This is a genomic window from Rhodobacter maris (genome assembly GCF_900217815.1).
GTDB lineage: Bacteria > Pseudomonadota > Alphaproteobacteria > Rhodobacterales > Rhodobacteraceae > Rhodobacter > Rhodobacter maris.
Window position 1 is genome coordinate 83,499 of sequence record NZ_OBMT01000007.1, and the last position, 18,658, is coordinate 102,156.

The 18,658-nt window shown below is 65.8% G+C and carries 18 protein-coding genes; 15 read left to right on the plus strand and 3 right to left on the minus strand.

All coding sequences use genetic code 11. The annotated features are described in order from the left end of the window. Positions 1 to 112 precede the first annotated feature (112 nt). The 5 genes from mgtE (at position 113) to CRO22_RS11085 (ending at position 5,645) form a co-directional block, all read left to right on the plus strand. Complete coding sequence (mgtE, locus tag CRO22_RS11065; protein WP_097070214.1) at positions 113 to 1,492, plus strand: magnesium transporter; 1,380 nt, start codon at positions 113 to 115, stop codon at positions 1,490 to 1,492. Next, complete coding sequence (locus tag CRO22_RS11070; protein WP_097070215.1) at positions 1,489 to 2,043, plus strand: 5-formyltetrahydrofolate cyclo-ligase; 555 nt, start codon at positions 1,489 to 1,491, stop codon at positions 2,041 to 2,043. The genes mgtE and CRO22_RS11070 overlap by 4 nt, the downstream gene beginning before the upstream one ends. A 77-nt stretch (positions 2,044 to 2,120) precedes the next feature. After that, complete coding sequence (locus CRO22_RS11075; RefSeq protein WP_097070216.1) at positions 2,121 to 2,936, plus strand: TIGR00282 family metallophosphoesterase; 816 nt, start codon at positions 2,121 to 2,123, stop codon at positions 2,934 to 2,936. Positions 2,937 to 3,018: 82 nt separating this feature from the next. Continuing rightward, positions 3,019 to 4,803: an SLC13 family permease gene (locus CRO22_RS11080; protein WP_097070217.1), complete on the plus strand. Its 1,785-nt coding sequence runs from the start codon at positions 3,019 to 3,021 to the stop codon at positions 4,801 to 4,803. 101 nt (positions 4,804 to 4,904) lie between these two features. Next, complete coding sequence (locus CRO22_RS11085; protein ID WP_097070218.1) at positions 4,905 to 5,645, plus strand: YebC/PmpR family DNA-binding transcriptional regulator; 741 nt, start codon at positions 4,905 to 4,907, stop codon at positions 5,643 to 5,645. A 117-nt stretch (positions 5,646 to 5,762) separates the two neighbouring features. Here CRO22_RS11085 and CRO22_RS11090 read toward each other — a convergent pair whose 3' ends face one another. Then, entirely contained in the window at positions 5,763 to 7,337 is a 1,575-nt protein-coding gene (locus CRO22_RS11090; protein WP_097070219.1) for a DEAD/DEAH box helicase, read from the minus strand. Positions 7,338 to 7,587: 250 nt separating this feature from the next. Here CRO22_RS11090 and argS point away from each other — a divergent pair, with 250 nt between their 5' ends. The 6 genes from argS to CRO22_RS11120 are packed head-to-tail and all read left to right on the plus strand — an operon-like array spanning position 7,588 to position 13,087. Beyond that, positions 7,588 to 9,333, plus strand: coding sequence for an arginine--tRNA ligase (argS, locus tag CRO22_RS11095; RefSeq protein ID WP_097070220.1), 1,746 nt, complete (start codon positions 7,588 to 7,590; stop codon positions 9,331 to 9,333). A gap of 46 nt (positions 9,334 to 9,379) precedes the next feature. Then, entirely contained in the window at positions 9,380 to 10,420 is a 1,041-nt protein-coding gene (locus tag CRO22_RS11100) for an SPOR domain-containing protein (RefSeq protein ID WP_245860952.1), read from the plus strand. Then, a complete protein-coding gene (locus CRO22_RS11105) occupies positions 10,417 to 11,415 on the plus strand; it encodes a glycoside hydrolase family 3 N-terminal domain-containing protein (RefSeq protein ID WP_097070222.1) in 999 nt (332 codons plus the stop codon). Before CRO22_RS11100 ends, CRO22_RS11105 begins: the two co-directional genes overlap by 4 nt. Continuing rightward, positions 11,408 to 12,220, plus strand: coding sequence for a segregation and condensation protein A (locus CRO22_RS11110; RefSeq protein ID WP_097070223.1), 813 nt, complete (start codon positions 11,408 to 11,410; stop codon positions 12,218 to 12,220). Before CRO22_RS11105 ends, CRO22_RS11110 begins: the two co-directional genes overlap by 8 nt. Before the next feature lies 1 nt (position 12,221). Beyond that, positions 12,222 to 12,863: an SMC-Scp complex subunit ScpB gene (scpB, locus tag CRO22_RS11115; protein ID WP_097070224.1), complete on the plus strand. Its 642-nt coding sequence runs from the start codon at positions 12,222 to 12,224 to the stop codon at positions 12,861 to 12,863. Further along, positions 12,860 to 13,087: a hypothetical protein gene (locus tag CRO22_RS11120; RefSeq protein WP_245860953.1), complete on the plus strand. Its 228-nt coding sequence runs from the start codon at positions 12,860 to 12,862 to the stop codon at positions 13,085 to 13,087. The genes scpB and CRO22_RS11120 overlap by 4 nt, the downstream gene beginning before the upstream one ends. A gap of 342 nt (positions 13,088 to 13,429) precedes the next feature. Here the strand turns inward: CRO22_RS11120 and CRO22_RS11125 are convergent, their stop codons facing one another. Next, a complete protein-coding gene (locus CRO22_RS11125) occupies positions 13,430 to 14,215 on the minus strand; it encodes an enoyl-CoA hydratase (RefSeq protein WP_097070226.1) in 786 nt (261 codons plus the stop codon). A gap of 53 nt (positions 14,216 to 14,268) precedes the next feature. Between CRO22_RS11125 and CRO22_RS11130 the strand changes: the two genes are divergently transcribed. Then, positions 14,269 to 14,691, plus strand: coding sequence for a PaaI family thioesterase (locus CRO22_RS11130; RefSeq protein ID WP_097070227.1), 423 nt, complete (start codon positions 14,269 to 14,271; stop codon positions 14,689 to 14,691). 126 nt (positions 14,692 to 14,817) lie between these two features. Continuing rightward, entirely contained in the window at positions 14,818 to 15,762 is a 945-nt protein-coding gene (locus tag CRO22_RS11135; protein WP_097070228.1) for a collagen-binding domain-containing protein, read from the plus strand. 99 nt (positions 15,763 to 15,861) lie between these two features. On the opposite strand, the gene CRO22_RS11140 is transcribed toward CRO22_RS11135, so the two are convergent. Further along, positions 15,862 to 17,325, minus strand: coding sequence for an SLC13 family permease (locus tag CRO22_RS11140; protein WP_097070229.1), 1,464 nt, complete (start codon positions 17,323 to 17,325; stop codon positions 15,862 to 15,864). A 260-nt stretch (positions 17,326 to 17,585) separates the two neighbouring features. Between CRO22_RS11140 and rplM the strand changes: the two genes are divergently transcribed. Beyond that, on the plus strand, positions 17,586 to 18,050 hold the full coding sequence (gene rplM, locus CRO22_RS11145) for a 50S ribosomal protein L13 (RefSeq protein ID WP_097070230.1): 465 nt from the start codon (positions 17,586 to 17,588) through the stop codon (positions 18,048 to 18,050). Positions 18,051 to 18,052: 2 nt separating this feature from the next. Next, positions 18,053 to 18,547, plus strand: a complete 495-nt coding sequence (gene rpsI / locus CRO22_RS11150; protein ID WP_097070231.1) for a 30S ribosomal protein S9 — start codon at positions 18,053 to 18,055, stop codon at positions 18,545 to 18,547. Positions 18,548 to 18,658 lie beyond the last annotated feature (111 nt).

Consider the following 18,658-nt stretch of genomic DNA (forward strand, 5'->3'; position numbering starts at 1 on the left):
TTTGCCCCATGCTAGGGCGCGGCCCGGGCTTTGCCAATCTCGGCTTTTGTGTCTCTTGTGGCTGGGCTAAGGTGCGGCAAGCCGAAAACGGGCAGCGCAGAACGGGGGCAGAATGACGGAAGAGCGGGTCGAGGACGATTTCGAGGAGGATTACGCGCTTTCGGGCGATCTGGTCGAGCAGGTGCTTGCCGCGACCGAGGCGCAGGATGCCGCGGAACTGACGGCGCTTCTCGAACCGCTTCACCCCGCCGATATCGCCGACCTGCTCGAACAGGTCGATACCGGCGAGCGCCGGGAGATCCTCAAGCTTTACGGCGATGAGTTCGACGGCGAGATCCTCACCGAAATCGACGAATCGATCCGCGAGGAGGTGATCGAGCAACTGCCCGCCGAGGTGCTGGCCGAAGCCGTGCGCGAACTCGATTCCGATGATGTGGTCGACCTGATCGAGGATCTGGGCGAGCCGCAGCAGGAAGCCATTCTCGATGCGCTTGATGACAGCGACCGCGCCGCCGTCGAGCAATCGCTGACCTGGCCCGAATATTCCGCAGGCCGTCTGATGCAGCGCGAGGTGGTGACGGCGCCCGAGCACTGGACGGTGGGGGAGGCGATCGACTTCCTGCGCGCCGAGGACTGGTTGCCCGACCAGTTCTACCATGTCGTTCTGGTGGATCCGTTCCACCATCCGGTCGGCTATGTGACATTGGGCAAGATCCTGTCCTCGCGCCGTGAAACCGCGCTCAACACGATCACCGAAGACAGTTTCCGCACCATCTGGGCGCGGCAGGAAGAGGGCGATGTCGCCTATGCCTTCAATCAGTATCACCTGATTTCCGCCCCGGTGGTGGATGACGACGACAGGCTCGTTGGCGTGATCACCATTGACGATGCGATGAATGTGCTCGACGAAGAGCACGAGGAAGACATTTTGCGCCTGGCGGGCGTGGGCGACGAGAGCGCCATTTCCGATACCGTGCCCGAGACGGTGCGCCAGCGCCTGCCGTGGCTGATGGTGAACCTGTTCACTGCGATCCTTGCCTCGACAGTGATCGCGCTTTTCGAGGGCACGATCGAGCGACTGGTGGCGCTCGCGGTGCTGATGCCGATCGTCGCCTCGATGGGGGGCAATGCGGGCACGCAGACGCTCACTGTCGCGGTGCGCGCGCTTGCCACGAAAAGCCTGACCGAGAGCAACGTCTGGCGGGTGATCCGCCGCGAGGCGATGGTGGGCTTTACTAATGGCGCGGTCTTTGCCGTGGTGATGGGGCTCGTGGCGTGGTTCTGGTTTGGCACGCCGGCGCTTGGCCTCGTGATCGGCGCGGCCATGGTGATCAACCTCTTTGTCGCCGCGCTCGCCGGGATTGCGGTGCCGCTTGCGCTGGAGCGGCTTGGGGCAGACCCCGCGCTCGCCTCAGGCACCTTTGTCACGACCGTCACAGATGTGGTTGGTTTCTTTGCCTTTCTGGGGCTTGCGGGAGTGCTTTTGTTATGACGGATCTGGCCGCGATCAAGGCCGAGGCGCGCAAGGAGGCCTTTGCGCGGCGCAAGGCGGCCTTTGCCGGGGGGCAGGGGGCAGCTTGCGAACATCTGACCTCGGCGCTGATGCGGTTCGGCCCGGCGCCGCTGGCGGGGTATCTGCCGATCCGCACCGAGATCGACCCGCGCCGGGTGATGGCGGCCCATCCCGGGCCGGTCGGTGTGCCGGTGATCCTCGGCCCCGGGCGCGCGCTGATTTTCCGCGCCTGGACGCCCGAGATGCCGCTGGTGGAGGGCGAATATGGTGCCCCGATCCCGCAAAGCGGGCCCGAGATCACGCCCCGCGTGCTGATCGTGCCGCTCGTCGCCTTCGACCGGCGCGGCTACCGGCTCGGCTATGGCGGTGGCTTTTACGACCGCACGCTCGAGGCCCTGCGCGCCAAGGGCCCGACCACGGCGATCGGCTATGCCTTTGCGGCGCAGGAAATGGAGGCGGTGCCGGTCGAGCCCACCGATCAGCCGCTTGATCTCATCGTCACCGAGCAAGGCCCGATCTGGCCGCGCTGAAACACCTCGTCCGGGCAGGGGGCGCGACATGCGCCATCGGGCTTGCCTTTTGCGCCCGCTTGCGCCTATGGAACCGCATGAAACTGCTTTTTCTTGGCGATGTGATGGGGCGCGCGGGGCGGGCGGCCGTGGTGGAACGGCTGCCGAAGCTGCGCGCGGACTGGCGGCTCGATTTCGTCGTGGTGAACGGCGAGAACGCCTCGGGCGGCATGGGGCTCACCGGCGATCATGCGAAGCTTCTGCTCGGCGCGGGTGCCGATGTGGTGACGCTCGGCGATCATGCCTTCGACCAGAAGGACATGCTGCGCTTCATCGAGACCGAGCCGCGGGTGATCCGCCCGGTCAATTTTGCCAAGGAGGCGCCGGGCAAGGGGGCGCGGCTGTTTGAAGACGCGCGCGGGCGCAAGGTGCTGGTGACGCAGGTGCTCGGGCAAGTCTTCATGAAGCGCGCCTTCGACGATCCGTTCTCGGCGCTCGACGGGGTGCTGCGCACCCATCCGCTGGGCGGGCAGGCGCAGGCGATCCTGGTCGATGTGCACTGCGAGGCGACTTCGGAAAAGATGGCGATGGGGCATTTCTGCAATGGCCGGGCGAGCCTCGTTGTCGGCACCCATACCCATGTGCCGACCGCCGATGCGATGATCCTCTCCCAGGGCACCGGCTATCTGAGCGATGCCGGCATGTGCGGCGATTACGATTCGGTCATCGGCATGGAGAAGGCCGAGCCGATGCGCCGCTTCATCACCGGCATGACGCGGGAGAAATTCACCCCCGCGAGCGGCGCGGTGACGCTTTCGGGGGTCTATCTCGAGACCGATGACCGCACCGGCCGCGCAACCCGCATCCAGCCTGTGCGGCTGGGCGGGCATCTGCCTGAATCCACGCCAGTTTGAACCGCTTGCCCGGGCCGGAGCAATGGAGGCTTGCCGCCTCGCGCGGCGCGGGTAGTATCGGCCCGATGCAAAGAGGTGCGCGATGATCGACCTTGGACTGAGCCAGACCGCCGAGGCGTGGTTCACCCTCGCCCTTGTCGCCACGATGCTCGTGCTTTTCATGCGCGAAACCTTCGCCACCGAGGTGGTGGCGATCGCGGGCGCCGCGGTGCTGCTCGCGCTCGGCATCGTGCCTTACCAGGAAGCGACATCGGTGCTGTCGAACTCCGCTCCCTGGACCATCGTGATGATGTTCCTGCTGATGGGCGGGCTGGTGCGCACCGGCGCGCTCGACTGGCTCACCAAGCTCGCCGAGAAACATGTCGACGACCGCCCGGTGGTGGCGGTGATCGCGATCTTTGCCGCGATCGCGGCCGCCTCGGCCTTTCTCAACAACACCCCCGTCGTCGTGCTGATGATGCCGGTGATGATGGCGCTGGCCCGCAAGATCGGCGTTTCTCCCTCCAAATTCCTGATTCCGCTCAGCTATGCGGCGATCCTTGGCGGCACGATCACGCTCATCGGCACCTCCACCAACCTTCTTGTCGACGGGGTGGCGCGCGACAAGGGGCTGGCCCCCTTCACCATGTTCGAGATCTCCGGCATGGGGCTTGTGCATGTGCTGATGGGCGGGCTCTACATGCTGTTCATTGGCCGCCATCTGCTGCCTGACCGCACCTCGATGGGCGCGCTTCTGGGCGACAAGCGGAAGATGAAATTCTTTACCGAAGTGGCGCTGCCCGAGGGCTCCGGGCTGATCGGCCAGTCGGTGCTCGAGGTCGATCTCTTCAAGCGCGAGGGGATGCGGGTGATCGACGTGTTGCGCGGCGATGCCTCGTTGCGCCGCGATCTCGCGGGCGCGGTGCTCGAGGCGGGGGACCGGGTGGTTTTGCGCACCGAGATGGCCGAGCTGATGAGCCTGCAGCAGAATTCCGACCTGCGCATGGTCGACAAGCTCTCCTCGGTGCAGACCGAAACCGTCGAGGTGCTGATCTCGCCCGGCTGCCGGATGATTGGCCGCTCGCTCGGGGATCTGCGGCTGCGCCGCCGCTACGGCGTCTATGTGCTGGCCGCGCACCGCCGCAACCAGAACATCGGCCGCAAGCTCGACGACCTTGTCGTCGTGGTCGGCGATACACTGCTTCTGGAGGGGGCGCCCGAAGATATCGCCCGGCTCGCCGCCGACATGGACCTTGTCGATGTGACGAAGCCGCGGATCCGGCCGTTCCGCCGCTCCAAGGCGCCGATCGCGGTGGGGGCGATGGCGGCGGTGGTGGGGCTTGCCGCCTTCGACGTGGCGCCGATCCTGCTCTTGGCAACGCTCGCGGTGGCGGTGATCCTGCTCACCCGCGCGATCGACCCGGACGAGGCCTTCTCCTTCATCGAGGGGCGGCTGATGGCGCTCATCTTTGCCATGCTCGTGGTTGGCGTGGCGCTGGATCGGTCCGGCGCGGTGCAGCTTCTGGTGAACGCGGTCGCGCCCTTCCTGCAGGGCCTGCCGCCGCAGATGACGCTGCTTGCCCTCTATGTGCTGGGCTCGGTGCTGACCGAGACAGTCTCGAACAATGCGGTTGCGGTGATCCTGACGCCGATCGCGATCCAGATGGGGCATACGCTCGGCATCGACCCGCGCCCGCTCGTTGTGGCGGTGATGTTCTCGGCCTCCGCCTCCTTCGCCACGCCGATCGGCTATCAGACCAATACGCTCGTCTACGGCCCGGGCGGCTATCGCTTCTCGGATTATCTCAAGGTCGGCGTGCCGCTCAACGTGCTTCTGGCCGTGGTCGGCACGCTTGTCATTCCGCTGATCTGGCCGCTCACGCCCTGACCGCCACCCGCCCCGCCGCGGCGCTTGCGCGCGGGATGCTTGCGGCGGGCGCAGGCTCTGGCTATAGAGACCGCCGACACGGATATGTGACGGAGACCGGCATGGCAGGCCATTCCAAATGGGCGAACATCCAGCACCGCAAGGGCAAGCAGGATGCGATCCGCTCGAAGATGTTCTCGAAGCTGGCGAAGGAGATCACCGTCGCCGCGAAAATGGGCGATCCCGACCCCGACAAGAACCCCCGCCTGCGGCTTGCGGTGAAAGCGGCCAAGGCGCAGTCGATGCCGAAAGACGTGATCGATCGCGCGATCAAGAAATCGCAGATGGGCGATGCGGCGGATTATACCGAGATCCGCTATGAGGGCTACGGGCCGAACGGCATTGCGATCATCGTCGAGGCGCTGACTGACAACCTCAACCGCACCGCCTCGAACGTGCGCAGCTATTTCACCAAATCGGGCGGCAACATGGGCCAGACCGGCTCGGTGAGCCACGGCTTTGACCGGGTCGGCGAGATCTCCTATCCGGCGAGCGTGGGCGATGCCGATACGGTGATGATGGCGGCGCTCGAAGCGGGCGCCGATGATGTCGAGAGCGACGAAGAGGGGCACTGGATCTATTGCTCGGTCGAGGCGCTGAGCGAGGTCTCCGAGGCCTTGGAAGCGGCGTTGGGCGAGTCGACGGAATCGAAGCTGATCTGGAAGCCGCAAACCACGACTGAGGTTGATCTCGAGACCGCGCAAAAACTGATGAAGCTGATCGACGCGCTCGAGGAAGATGACGACGTGCAGACGGTGACGCATAACTTCGACGTCCCCGAGGATGTCGCCGCCCAGCTCTGAGCCGGGCAGCGGGTTTGAAAGGGCGCCCTCCGGGGCGCCTTTTTCATTTTGGGGCATGCGCCAAAGCAAAAAGCCCCGAAGAGGCTTCGGGGCTTTGCGTGTTTTGGGGCGGCTCGATCAGCCTTCCGAGGTTTCCTCGATCTCGGCCTCGGCCACTTCGGGCGCCTCGGTCACCGGCTTGGGGCTCGGACGAAAGGAGCGCATCAGGAAGTCGGGCACATGATCGCCCATGCCGACCACTGCCGGGCCGGTGTCGCGGTAGCGTCCGCTGCGGTCACCCCGCTCCCGGCGTTCCTCGCGCCGCGAAGGCTCGCGTCGGGCTTCCGGCACTTCGACGATCAGGCTGTCTTCCGCTTCCAAGGCCACCTCCTCGACAATGGCCTTCTCGGCCGGTTTCTCGCGCTCGGGGCGAGGCGTGCGTTTCTCGTCGCGATTGCGGTCGCGATCCCGGCCGCCCCGCGCAGAGCGCGATCGGCCCGAACGGCCGCCCTTCTCGTCATCGTATTTCTTCGGCTCGCGGTGTGCCGCCTCGGAGAGCGCAAAGCCCTCGGGCGCCTCGGTGCGCGGGATTTCCATCTTCACAAGGGCCTCGATCGCGGCGAGATACTTGCCATCCGCGGGCGTGCCGATCGAGATCGCGGTGCCCAGACGCCCGGCACGACCGGTGCGGCCGATGCGGTGGACGTAATCCTCGGCATGGCTCGGCAAGTCGTAGTTGAAGACATGGCTGACGGCCGGAATGTCGAGGCCGCGCGCGGCGACATCGGAGGCGACAAGCAATTGCAGCGTGCCATCGCGGAAGCTGTCAAGCGTGCGCATGCGCTGGCTCTGGTCGAGATCGCCATGAATCGGTGCCGCGTTGAACCCATGCGTTTTCAGCGATTTCGCGACGATATCCACGTCGGTCTTGCGGTTGCAGAAGATGATCGCGTTGGTGCAGCTTTCGCCCTCGGCCGAGATCAGCGCGCGCAGCAGTTCGCGTTTCGCCTTTGCCGTCTGGTCGCGGCGGGGCGGCGCAATCTCGACAAGCTTTTGTGTGATCGTTTCCGAGGTCGTCGCCTGCCGTGCCACTTCGATCCGGGCGGGCGAATGCAGGAAGGTGTTGGTGATCCGCTCGATCTCGGGCGCCATGGTGGCCGAGTAGAACATCGTCTGACGGGTGAAGGGGGTGAGCTGGAAGATCCGTTCGATATCCGGAATGAAGCCCATGTCGAGCATCCGGTCGGCCTCGTCCACCACCATGATCTGCACGCCGGTGAGCAAAAGCTTGCCGCGCTCGAAATGGTCAAGCAACCGGCCCGGCGTGGCGATCAGCACATCGACGCCGCGGTCGATCAGCTTGTCCTGTTCGCCAAAGCTTACGCCGCCAATCAGCAGTGCCTTGGTGAGCTTGGTGTATTTTGCATAGGTATCGAAATTCTCGGCCACCTGCGCGGCCAGCTCGCGGGTCGGGCAGAGCACGAGCGAGCGCGGCATCCGCGCCCGGGCGCGGCCTTTGGCGAGCATCGTCACCATCGGCAGCGTGAACGAGGCGGTCTTGCCGGTGCCGGTCTGGGCGATGCCGAGCACATCCTTGCCGTCGAGCGCATGGGGGATGGCCCCCGCCTGGATCGGCGTCGGCGTCTCGTAGCCCGCATCGGCGACGGCCTTGAGAACATCGGGGGACAGTTTGAGATCGGTAAACTTCGTCATGAGCGTCCTTGAGCGCACGGGCAGAGGCCTCGCGCGGAGTGGGGGGACGCTATGTCCGGGCGTCCCGGTCGATTGGTCGCACGGATTGCGACGGTTTTGCCCTACTCCATAGCGGGGCAGACGTCAACAAACTGCCAAAAAACCGGCTGATTCGGCCTGCGACGCAGGAACGCGGCCCGGTCTGTGTCGCGGCCCGTGTTGACGGAGCCGCGGCGCTCTGGCAGGGGAGAGGCAACGAAGGAAGCCGATCATGAACATTTTTGCCGATATCCGCCGTGCTGTCGTCGCGGCGCTCGAGGAAATGGGGGCCGAGGGCGCGCTGCCTGCGGGGCTCGATCTGTCGAACGTGGCGGTGGAGCCGCCGCGCGATGCCGCGCATGGCGACATGGCGACCAATGCCGCGATGGTGCTGGCCAAGCCCGCGGGGCAAAACCCGCGCGCCCTGGCCGAGGCGCTGGTGGCCAAGCTTGCCGCCGATCAGCGCATTGCCGAGGCCACAGTCGCCGGGCCGGGCTTCATCAACCTGCGCCTCGTGCCCGGCGTCTGGACCGAGGTTCTGCGTGCCGCGCTCGATGCGGGGCGCGATTTCGGCCGCTCTGACCTTGGCGCGGGCGTGAAGGTCAACGTCGAATATGTTTCCGCAAACCCGACCGGGCCGATGCATGTGGGCCATACCCGTGGCGCGGTTTTTGGCGATGCGCTGGCGAGCTTGCTCGATTTCGCGGGCTATGATGTCACGCGCGAATATTACATCAACGACGGCGGCGCGCAGGTCGATGTGCTCGCGCGCTCGGCCTATGAGCGTTACCGCGAGGCCAATGGCCTTGAGCCGGAGATCCGCGAGGGGCTCTACCCCGGCGATTACCTCATTCCCGTGGGCGAGGCGCTGAAAGCGAAATATGGTGCGGACCTGATCGACAAGCCCGAGGAAGACTGGCTTGCCGAGGTGCGCGACTTTGCGACCGAGGCGATGATGGCGATGATCCGCGAGGATCTGGCGCTTCTCAATGTGAAGATGGATGTCTTCTATTCGGAAAAATCGCTCTACGGCACGGGGCAGATCGAGGCGGCGCTAAAGCGGCTCGAAGACCTCGGCCTGATCTATGAGGGCGTGCTGGAGCCGCCGAAGGGCAAGCTTCCCGAAGACTGGGAAGAGCGCGAGCAAACGCTGTTCAAATCCACCCAATACGGCGACGATGTGGACCGGCCGGTGAAGAAATCGGATGGCGCCTGGACCTATTTCGCCCCCGATATTGCCTATCACTGGACCAAGATCGCGCGCGGCTTCGACCATCTGATCGACGTGTTCGGCGCCGATCACGGCGGTTACGTCAAACGCATGAAGGCCGCCGTGGCGGCGCTGAGCGAGAACAAGGTGAGCCTCGACATCAAGCTCATCCAGCTTGTGAAGCTTTTCAAGAACGGCGAGCCCTTCAAGATGTCGAAGCGCGCGGGCACTTTTGTCACCCTGCGCGATGTGGTCGAGCAGGCCGGTGCCGATGTCACCCGCTTCCATATGCTCACCCGCAAGAACGATGCGCCTTTGGACTTTGACTTCGACAAGGTGCTTGAGCAGTCGAAGGACAACCCGGTCTTTTACGTGCAATACGCCCATGCCCGCGTCGCCTCGGTGCTGCGCAAGGCCGCCGAGCTGGGCCTTGACGTGAGTGATGCCGCGCTGGCGGGAGCGGATCTGGCGCAAAACAGCCATGAGGCGGAGACGGCGCTGGCCAAGAAAATCGCGGAATGGCCGCGGCTCGTCGAGATTGCCGCGCGCGCGAACGAGCCGCACCGGGTCGCCTTTTTCCTCTATGAGATCGCCTCGGATCTGCACGCGCTCTGGCACCGTGGCAACGAGGAGCCCGCCCTGCGCTTCGTGCAGGAGGACGATCTTGCCCTGACATCGGCGAAAATCGCCCTCGCGCGGGCCTGTGCCGTTGTGATTTCGGCCGGTCTTGGTATTCTTGGCGTGACCCCGGCTGAAGAGATGCGCTGAACATCCGCCGGGCTGAGGGCAAAAGCCCGAACCCGAAGAGGCGAGCATGTATACTCCCGACCCCCGGATGGGCGGGGCCGATCACGATCAGGGCAGGGGACGGCAGAGCCCCGCCCCGGTGCTGCCGGTGCAGCGCTGGGTGCAATGGGCTGGCGCGGCCACCTCGGTGGCGCTGGTGCTTGGCGTCGTGATCTGGGGCTATCGGCTCGCGGTGCGCGATGTCTCGGGAGTTCCGGTGATCCGCGCGATCGAGGGGCCCGCGCGTATCGCGCCCGAGAACCCGGGCGGTGATCTGGCCGCCCATGTCGGTCTTGCGGTGAACGAGGTGGCAGGCTCGGGCCTTGCCGCGCCCGGGCCGGATCGGGTGGTGCTTGCCCCGGATCCGACCGGGCTCGCCCAGGAAGACACGCCGATGGCGGCGCTGCGCCCGCTTCCCGATCTCGCGGCGCCCGGAGAGGCGCCTGAAGGTGAGGGGGAAACGCCCGCCGCGGTTGCCGTGCCCGACAACGCCCGCGCACCCCGTCCCGATGCGCCTGCGGCGGCATTGCCTGAAAGCCCGCAGGCCGCGACGGCTGCCCTGCCTCCCGAGCCGCTGCCCGAGACGGCAGAAGACGCTGCGGAGGACGAGGTCGGCGCCGAGGCCGCGCCGGCCCCGGAAGGGACGGCGATTTCTCCAGATATTCCGGGGCTTGCACGCTCGCCGCGCCCGGCGGCGCGGCCCGACCGCGACCTTGAGGCAGAGGCGGCGGCGCTTGCTGTCGCGCGGGCGCTCGGGGGCGGAGCTGCGCCCTCTGCGCAGGCCACGGTGGTCGAACTCGACCCGAAAAATGTACCGAAGGGCACGCGCGTGGTGCAGCTTGGCGCCTTCGACAGCCCCGAGGTCGCGCGGGCCGAATGGGATCGCGTGGCCGTCCGGTTCGAAGCGCTGATGGCGGGCAAAAAGCGGATCGTGCAGGAGGCGGCCTCCGGCGGGCGCAGTTTCTGGCGGTTGCGCGTTGAAGGCTTCGAAAGCGTGGAGGCGGCGCGCCAGTTCTGCGCCGCGCTCGTTGCCGAGGGCACGAACTGCATTCCCACGGTCATCAAATGAGTGTTCCCGGAGCGGTGATCCTCGGCGTCGAGGGGCTGCGCCTCGGCGCCGACGAGGCGGCCTTTCTGCGCGCGGCCGACCCCTGGGGGCTGATCCTTTTTGCCCGCAACGTCGACGCGCCGGCGCAGCTTTCCCGTCTCACGGCGGATCTGCGCGCCGCGCTTGGCCGGGAGGCGCCGATCTTCATCGACCAGGAGGGCGGGCGGGTGCAGCGGCTGCGCGCGCCGCAGTGGCGAGACTGGCTGCCCCCGCGCGACGAGGCGCGCCTTTCGGGCGCGCGGGGCCTGTGGCTGCGCGCGCGACTTCAGGCGGCGGAGCTGCGCGCGATGGGCATCGACGCCAATTGCGCGCCCACCTGCGATATTGCGGGGCCCCGGACACATCCGTTTCTTTTCAACCGTTGCCTTGGCGAAAGCGTTGAAGAGGTGGTGAAAAACGCCCGCGCCACGGCGGATGGCCTGCTGGCGGGGGGCGTGCTGCCGGTGCTCAAGCACATGCCCGGACACGGCCGCGCCGAGGTGGACAGCCACAAGAACCTTCCTGTCGTCGAGGCCTCCGCCGAGGATCTGCGCGCGAGTGATTTTGCCGCTTTTGCCGCGCTTGCAGATCTGCCGATGGGCATGACTGCGCATATCCGCTTTCCGGCCTTTGACACGGCGCCCGCCACGCAAAGCGCGGCGATGATCCGGCTCATCCGCGAAGAGATCGGCTTTGCCGGGCTCTTGATGACCGATGACATCGGCATGGAGGCGCTTTCGGGCGATTATGCCGCCCGCGCCACGGCGTCGATCGCGGCGGGCTGTGATCTCGTGCTCCATTGCAACGGTACGCGCGCCGAATTCGAGCAGACGGTCGAAGCCGCGGGGCGCCTTGTGCCGGCGGCACAGCTGCGCGCCGCGGCGGCGCTGCGCTGGCGGCGTCCTCCCGCAGAGGTTGACTTGGCCCGGCTCATTGCCGAGTTTGAGACTCTCTCGCGCGGGGAGGCCCATGGCTGAGGAAACGAGCCTTTTTGAAAGCACGAGTGTCAGCGAGCGGCTTGCGGCCGAGGCGCTGATTGTCGATGTCGACGGGTTTGAAGGCCCGCTCGATCTGCTGCTCACGCTTTCGCGGATGCAAAAGGTCGATCTGCGGCGGATCTCGGTGCTGGCCTTGGCCGAGCAATATCTGCGCTTTGTCGAAGAGGCAAAGGCCCTGCGCATCGAGTTGGCCGCCGACTATCTGGTGATGGCGGCCTGGCTTGCATTCTTGAAATCACGCCTGCTGCTGCCGCCCGAACCGGGCGAAGAGGGGCCGTCGGCCGAAGACCTCGCCGCGCATCTCGCCTTCCAGCTTGAGCGGCTCGCGGCGATGCGCGAGGCGGCGGCAAGCCTGATGGCGCGCGACCAGCTCGGGCGCAACTTCTTTGCGCGCGGCCTTGAGGAGCAGGTCGAAAAGGTGCGCAGCGTGCGCTATTCCGCCTCGCTGCTTGAGCTGATTCAGGCCTATGCACGGATTCGCACTCGCGACGAGTTCCGCCCCTATGCCTTTGACCGCAAAGATATCTTCACGATGGAAGAAGCGCTTGAGCGGATCCGCGGGATGATCGGCTTTGCCGGGGACTGGACTGCGCTCACCCATTACATGCCCGAGGGCTGGGGGCGGGAGCCCGCGCGCCGCCGCTCTGCCACCGCCGCGACGTTCGCCGCCTCGCTCGAGCTGGCCAAACAGGGCCAGATCGAGATCCGCCAGAGCGAGACTTTCGCGCCGATCACGATCCGCGCGCGCACCACGCCGCGCGTGCCTGCGCCGAGGGAGAGCTGAGATGAGTGAAAGCCGGTACGATCCGAACGAAAAATCACTTTTCGACGCGCCCCCCTTGGCCGAACAGGAACGGATGGTGGAGGCGATCCTGTTTGCCTCCGCCGAGCCGGTGAGCTTGCGCGAGATGGCCGACCGCATGCCGCATGGCTCAGATGCCGCCGAGGCGCTGGCTTACCTGCGCCGGCGCTACGAGGGGCGCGGGGTCCATCTGGTGCAGGTGGGCGATGCCTGGGCCTTCCGCACCGCGCCCGATCTGGGCTTTTTGATGCAAAAGGACGTGGTGGAGCTGCGCAAGCTCTCCCGCGCGGCGATCGAAACGCTCGCGATCATCGCCTATCACCAGCCGGTGACACGGGCGGAAATCGAGGAAATCCGGGGCGTTGCGGTGAGCCGTGGCACCATCGACCAGCTTTTGGAGATGGAATGGGTGCGGCTCGGGCGGCGACGCATGACGCCGGGGCGGCCAGTGACCTTCATTGTCACGCCAACCTTTCTGGACCATTTCGGACTTGAATCCGCGCGCGACTTGCCGGGGCTGAAAGAGCTGCGCGCGGCAGGGCTGCTGGACAACCGGCCGATGCCGGGCGCCGAAGAGGAAGAAGGCGATATGGTGGGCCAGAGCGAACTTTTCGAAGAGGAATGAGCATGGATCTGGCGCAGCTCCTGCAGAGGATCGTTAACATGGTACTGCGACGGCTGTTGCGGATCGGTGTGAACAAGGGGATGGAGGGCCTCGCCCGCGGCGGCAGCGGAGGCGCCCAAAAGGGCAACACCCTGACGCCCGCCGAACGTCAGGCGGCGGCGCGGGCCCGGCAGGCCGTGAAACGCGCGCGTCAGGCGGCGCAGATCACCCGCCGGATGCGCTGAGCCCGCGGTGCCGCGCGAAAAAAGGGCGCAGGGACACCCTGCGCCCAGTCGGCGGTTTGGCTCGCGCCCTGAGACGCGCCGGGGAGGGGCAGTCGGCCGAGAGGCGGTCGGCCGACCGTTCCGCGAGTATGGCCCCGGACCGGCGGCAGCCGGTTGCGGCAAGACCGCCTCCTGCCCCGCGGCGCAAAACGGCCGGAGGCAGGGCCGGGAGCGGCGCGGAAGCCTCCAGCACGGGCGTGACGGGTCATTCCGGCGCCTCCCGGTTTGACGTGATGCAGGAAAAACTACGCTGCCGTGCGCCGGTTCCCGGGGGCGGGATCGGCTGGCGCAAACCCGCCGGGCTCAACTCCAGTCGGGTTTGCGCTTCTCAAGGAAGGCCTGCACTCCCTCGGCCGTGTCGCGCAGCAGCATGTTTTCCACCATCACCGCGCCCGCATGGGCATAGGCGGCAGCGAGGTGCATTTCGGCCTGTTCGTAAAAGGTGCGCTTGCCCATTGCCACCGCCGCGCCGAGTTTCGCCGCGAGGGTTTCGGCAAGCGCGGTCGTGGCGGTGTCGAGCGCGTCATGCGCAACGACGCGGTTGACGAGCCCCACCTCGCGCGCACTGGCGGCATCGATGAACTCCCCGGTGGTGAGCATTTCAAACGCCACCTTGCGCGGTACGACCCGGGACAGCGCCACCATCGGTGTCGAGCAGAAGAGCCCGATATTGACGCCGTTCACACCAAAGCGCGTGCCCTCGGCGGCAACGGCGAGATCGCAGGAGGCGACGAGCTGGCAGCCTGCCGCAGTGGCGATGCCATGCACCTGGGCGATCACCGGCTGCGGCAGGGCAGGGATCATCTGCATGACCTCGGCGCAGCGGGCGAAAAGGTCGGCGAAATAGGCCCGGCCCGCGTCTGGGCTGTCCCGCCCTGCCTGCATTTCCTTGAGGTCATGGCCAGCGCAGAACGCTTTTCCCGCGCCCTTGAGCACCACGACTTTCACGTTGCGGTCCTCGGCGAGCGCGTCGAACCTGGCCTTCAGCGCGGCCAGCATCGCGTCGGAGAGCGCATTGAGGCTTTGCGGCGCGTTCAGCGTCAGATGCGCGATGACGCCACGTTTTTCCATCTCCACCAGATCGGTCATTGAACTTCCTCCCTTTGGACGAAAGTCTGGGCGCGAGGAGGCTTTCGGGGAAGATGCCAGTGCTCATGGACGTTACGTCACTTTCATCCTTTCTCGCGGCGCATTTTCCGCAGGTGGCGGGGATGTTTGCTGTCGAGGTGGTGGGCGAGGAGACCGTGATCCGGCTCAAGGTGGACGAAAGCCACCTGCGCCCGGGCGGCACGGTCTCGGGGCCGAGCATGTTCGCGCTGGCCGATGTGGGGATTTATCTCGCGATCCTCGCGCGGATCGGGCCGGTGATGCTCGCGGTGACGACGAATGCGACGATCGATTTTTTGCGCAAGCCCGAGGCGGGGCGCGATCTGATCGCGAAGGTGCGGGTGCTCAAGCTTGGCCGCACGCTCGCAGTGGGCGACGCGCTGATCTATTCCGAAGGCGCGCCGGAACCGGTTGCCCGGGCGAGCATGACCTATGCGATTCCCCCCGAAAAGCGTTGACGCACCGAAAAGCGTTGACGCTAGGGCGGCCTGCCGGCTCCTGCCCGTGCGCTTGTTTCATGAGATCCGGACTCGTATAGCTGGATCGGGGTGAACATTTCTCCGCAACTTGGCAGGGGGTGCCAAATGAATTTGAAGATCGTTTTTGCGATGGTCGCCGGTCTGGGCGCGGCTTTCGCGGGCGTGGCGGGGCAGGCCGCAACGCTGGATGCGGCGCAGCTTCTCAACCAATACAACCTGATAAGCATCGGCAACGTTGTTGCCTATCAGGAGGTTGAGGGCAACGTTTACATTGGTGGCGACCTGAACGGCTCGACGATGCAGGCTGATTTCGTGCAAGGGGTCGAACCCGACCCTTCGCTGGCGGATGTGGTGATTCTCGGCGACCAGAATGCCATTCTCAACCTTGACAGTGACGCCGCCTCGACCGTGGTGATCGGGGGCAGCTCGAACAATTGGGTCAACAACCTCGGGGCGGGGTCGCTGACGGTCGGTTCGCTGCCCGCCGCGACGGTTCTGGACAGCTCGGAGGTTTTTGCCACTCTGACGGCCGCCTCGGCCGCGCTGGCCTCTCTTGCGCCGACGGCAACCTATACCGAGACCGAACAAGGCTATATTTTCGGGGCGGGCATCTTCACGGTGTCGTTGAATGATCTGACCAAGAATGAGATCACCTTCGCGCTGTCGGCGGGAGAGACCGCGATCATCAACGTGATCGGCGATGTGGTGAGCTTCTCGAAGAATTTCGTGAACACCGACTATGCGCTTGCCTCGCAGGTGATCTGGAACTTCGTCAATGCCACGGTGGTGGAGCTGAACAGCAAGCTGATCGGTGCGGTTCTGGCGCCGACGGCGACCGTGTCCGGGTTCAGCGGCTCGATGGAGGGCTCGCTTTTTGCCAGCTCCGTCAATCTTACAAACGGCGAGATCCATTATCAGGGGTTCACCGGCACGCTGCCGATTGTGGAGAATAACACGCCGCCCGCCGTCCCGCTTCCCGCCTCCCTGCCGCTGCTTTTTGGCGGGATCGGGCTGACGGCGTTTCTGCGCCGCAATCGCAAGACCTGCTGACCGACAGGCTTCCCAGACATCGATCTGTGCAGTTCTGCTGCGCCGGTTGACGTGTTGAACAGTTCCTGAGGCCCGGCCGCACGGTCGGGCCTGCCTGTTTCAAAGCCCGAACACGTAAGGCGCAAGCCCCATCACCGCGGCCCAGATCACGCCGATGCTGACAAGGTTCACCATAAAGCCTGCCCGCACCATGTCGGCGAGTTTCAAGCCTTTGTAGGTGAAGACGATCGCATTGGGGGGCGTGGCGACGGGCAGCATGAAGGCCATCGAGGCGGCAAGCGCCACCGGCACCATCAGCCATTCCACATCGAGCCCGCGCCCGACCGCGACCGCGCCGAGCACCGGCAGGAAGGTCGCCGCCGAGGCGGTGTTGGAGGTGATCCCGGTGAGGAACACCATCACCGCCGCCACGATCAGCACCAGCACCGAAAGCGGCACCGCCCCCACCGCGGCCACCTCGGCCCCGATCCAGCCCGCAAGGCCCGTGGCGTCAAAGGCGCCCGCGAGGGCGAGCCCGCCGCCAAAGAGGATCAGCACGCCCCAGGGCAGGCCGGGCGCCACGCTCCAGTCGAGCACGAAGCCCTTGCCGCGCCCGGCAGGCAGCGCAAAGAGCACGACCGCGGCGAGGATCGCGATGCCGCTGTCGGAGATCGGCAGGCCAAGCGCCTCGCGGAAGATCCACGCGAAGGCCGTGAGCGCAAAGACTATGGCAACGGTGATCTCGCCGCGTGACATCGGGCCGAGACGAGTGATTTCGTCGCCGATCACGCCGCGTACCGAGGCGAGGTCGAGGCCGCGCACGTCAAAGGCGATGCGGGTGAGGATGAGATGGGTGAGCGGCAGCATCACCAGAACGATGGGCACGCCCAGAAGCATCCAGCGGAAAAAGCCGATCTCGATGCCGTGGCCGGTTTCCAGCAGGCTCGCCATCAGCGCATTGGGGGGCGTGCCGATCAGCGTGCCCGCGCCGCCAATCGAGGCGGAAAAGGCGATCGAGAGCATCAGCGCCACGCCAAAGCGGCGCGCGCGGGGCTTGTCGACGCTCTCGCTCTCGACCACCTCGACGACAGAGGCGCCCACCGCCACCATCATCACCGCGGTCGCGGTGTTGGAGATCCACATCGACAAAAACGCCGTGGCCAGCATGAAGCCCGCGATGATGCCTTCGGGAGACCTTCCGAGCGCGGCAACCACATGCAGCGCAATGCGCCGGTGCAGCCCCCAGCGCTGCATCGCCGCGGCGAGGAGGAAACCGCCGAGAAAGAGGAAAATCAGATGGTTGCCATACTGCGCCGTGACCTTGGCGATGGGCAGGATATCCAGCACCGGCATCGCGACGATGGGCAAAAGCGCGGTGGCCGGCAGCGGCACCGCCTCGGCGAGCCACCAGATCACCATCCAGAGCGCCACACAGACGAGCCGCCACGCCTCCGGGGCAAGCCCCCATGGCGCGGGCACCACAAGGGCCGGGATCAGGCACAAGGGTCCCGCGATCAGCGCAAGGACATGAAGCGGCGCGAGCCCCTCGGCGCGCGCGGGATCTTGCACAGTCTCTTTGGTCATCTCTCTCCCCTTCCTCCGCCCTGAGCCTAGCATGCTCTTCCTGCCCTCGCGCCGCGACCCGATGCGCGCGGGAGGGCAGATTGTCAGAGGGCGGGCTGAATCAGCGGGATTGGGCACCTTGTGCGTGGGGTAAATAAATACCTATTTTGCAAGCTATTGAATTGCATAACGTAATTTCGCATCATCGCCCTTGATTTGAACGCGGAAATACCCGAAAAGCCCGCATCCGAATTCCACAACCCTTCAAAGGGCGATCGACAATGAAAACCTATACCGCGAAACCGGCGGAGATCGAGAAGAAGTGGATCCTGATTGACGCCGAGGGCGTCGTTCTGGGCCGCCTCGCCACGATCGTTGCCATGCGCCTGCGTGGCAAGCACAAGCCGACCTTCACCCCCCATATGGACATGGGCGACAACGTGATCATCATCAACGCCGACAAGGTGCAGATGACCGGCACGAAGCGTGAAGACAAACGTTACTACTGGCACACCAACCACCCGGGCGGGATCAAGTTCCGCACCGCGCGGCAGGTGCTCGAAGGGGCCCACCCCGAGCGCGTGGTGATCAAGGCGGTCGAGCGGATGATCTCGCGCAACCGTCTGGGCCGCGCCCAGATGTCGAACCTGCGCGTCTATGCCGGTGCCGAGCATCCGCATGAAGCCCAGCAGCCCGAAGTTCTGGACGTGAAGGTCCTGAACAAGAAGAACACCCGGAGCGCCTGATCATGTCCGATATCAAATCCCTCGACGATCTGAAGTCGGCCGTTTCGGGCACGCCCGCGGCCGTCACCACGACCGCCGAAGCGGCCCCCCGCACCCCGGTGCGTGACGCGCTCGGCCGCGCCTATGCCACCGGCAAGCGCAAGAACGCGGTTGCCCGCGTCTGGGTCAAGCCCGGCTCCGGCAAGATCACCGTGAACGGCAAGGCGATGAACGAATACTTCGCCCGCCCGGTGCTCCAGCTCATCGTCAACCAGCCCTTCGGTGTGGCCGGTGTCGAAGGCCAGTATGACGTGCTGGCGACGGTTGTCGGCGGTGGCCTCTCGGGTCAGGCCGGGGCGGTCAAGCACGGCATCTCGAAAGCGCTGCAACTGCACGAGCCGTCCTTGCGCGCCGCGCTCAAGGCCGCGGGCTTCCTGACCCGTGACTCGCGCGTCGTCGAACGGAAGAAATACGGCAAGGCGAAAGCCCGCCGCTCGTTCCAGTTCTCGAAACGCTGATCGGTTCGCCAGAGATTCGGAAAACGCGGTCCCTCTCGGGGCCGCGTTTTTCTTTGGCGCCTGCGCACAAAGAAAAGCCGCCCCGAAGGGCGGCTCCGGAAAGGCCCGGGT

Coding starts and splice junctions, on each gene's coding strand:
- mgtE (WP_097070214.1), top strand. CDS start 113: ATGACGGAAGAGCGGGTCGAGGACGATTTCGAGGAGGATTACGCGCTT.
- CRO22_RS11070 (WP_097070215.1), top strand. CDS start 1,489: ATGACGGATCTGGCCGCGATCAAGGCCGAGGCGCGCAAGGAGGCCTTT.
- CRO22_RS11075 (WP_097070216.1), top strand. CDS start 2,121: ATGAAACTGCTTTTTCTTGGCGATGTGATGGGGCGCGCGGGGCGGGCG.
- CRO22_RS11080 (WP_097070217.1), top strand. CDS start 3,019: ATGATCGACCTTGGACTGAGCCAGACCGCCGAGGCGTGGTTCACCCTC.
- CRO22_RS11085 (WP_097070218.1), top strand. CDS start 4,905: ATGGCAGGCCATTCCAAATGGGCGAACATCCAGCACCGCAAGGGCAAG.
- CRO22_RS11090 (WP_097070219.1), bottom strand. CDS start 7,337: ATGACGAAGTTTACCGATCTCAAACTGTCCCCCGATGTTCTCAAGGCC.
- argS (WP_097070220.1), top strand. CDS start 7,588: ATGAACATTTTTGCCGATATCCGCCGTGCTGTCGTCGCGGCGCTCGAG.
- CRO22_RS11100 (WP_245860952.1), top strand. CDS start 9,380: ATGTATACTCCCGACCCCCGGATGGGCGGGGCCGATCACGATCAGGGC.
- CRO22_RS11105 (WP_097070222.1), top strand. CDS start 10,417: ATGAGTGTTCCCGGAGCGGTGATCCTCGGCGTCGAGGGGCTGCGCCTC.
- CRO22_RS11110 (WP_097070223.1), top strand. CDS start 11,408: ATGGCTGAGGAAACGAGCCTTTTTGAAAGCACGAGTGTCAGCGAGCGG.
- scpB (WP_097070224.1), top strand. CDS start 12,222: ATGAGTGAAAGCCGGTACGATCCGAACGAAAAATCACTTTTCGACGCG.
- CRO22_RS11120 (WP_245860953.1), top strand. CDS start 12,860: ATGAGCATGGATCTGGCGCAGCTCCTGCAGAGGATCGTTAACATGGTA.
- CRO22_RS11125 (WP_097070226.1), bottom strand. CDS start 14,215: ATGACCGATCTGGTGGAGATGGAAAAACGTGGCGTCATCGCGCATCTG.
- CRO22_RS11130 (WP_097070227.1), top strand. CDS start 14,269: ATGCCAGTGCTCATGGACGTTACGTCACTTTCATCCTTTCTCGCGGCG.
- CRO22_RS11135 (WP_097070228.1), top strand. CDS start 14,818: ATGAATTTGAAGATCGTTTTTGCGATGGTCGCCGGTCTGGGCGCGGCT.
- CRO22_RS11140 (WP_097070229.1), bottom strand. CDS start 17,325: ATGACCAAAGAGACTGTGCAAGATCCCGCGCGCGCCGAGGGGCTCGCG.
- rplM (WP_097070230.1), top strand. CDS start 17,586: ATGAAAACCTATACCGCGAAACCGGCGGAGATCGAGAAGAAGTGGATC.
- rpsI (WP_097070231.1), top strand. CDS start 18,053: ATGTCCGATATCAAATCCCTCGACGATCTGAAGTCGGCCGTTTCGGGC.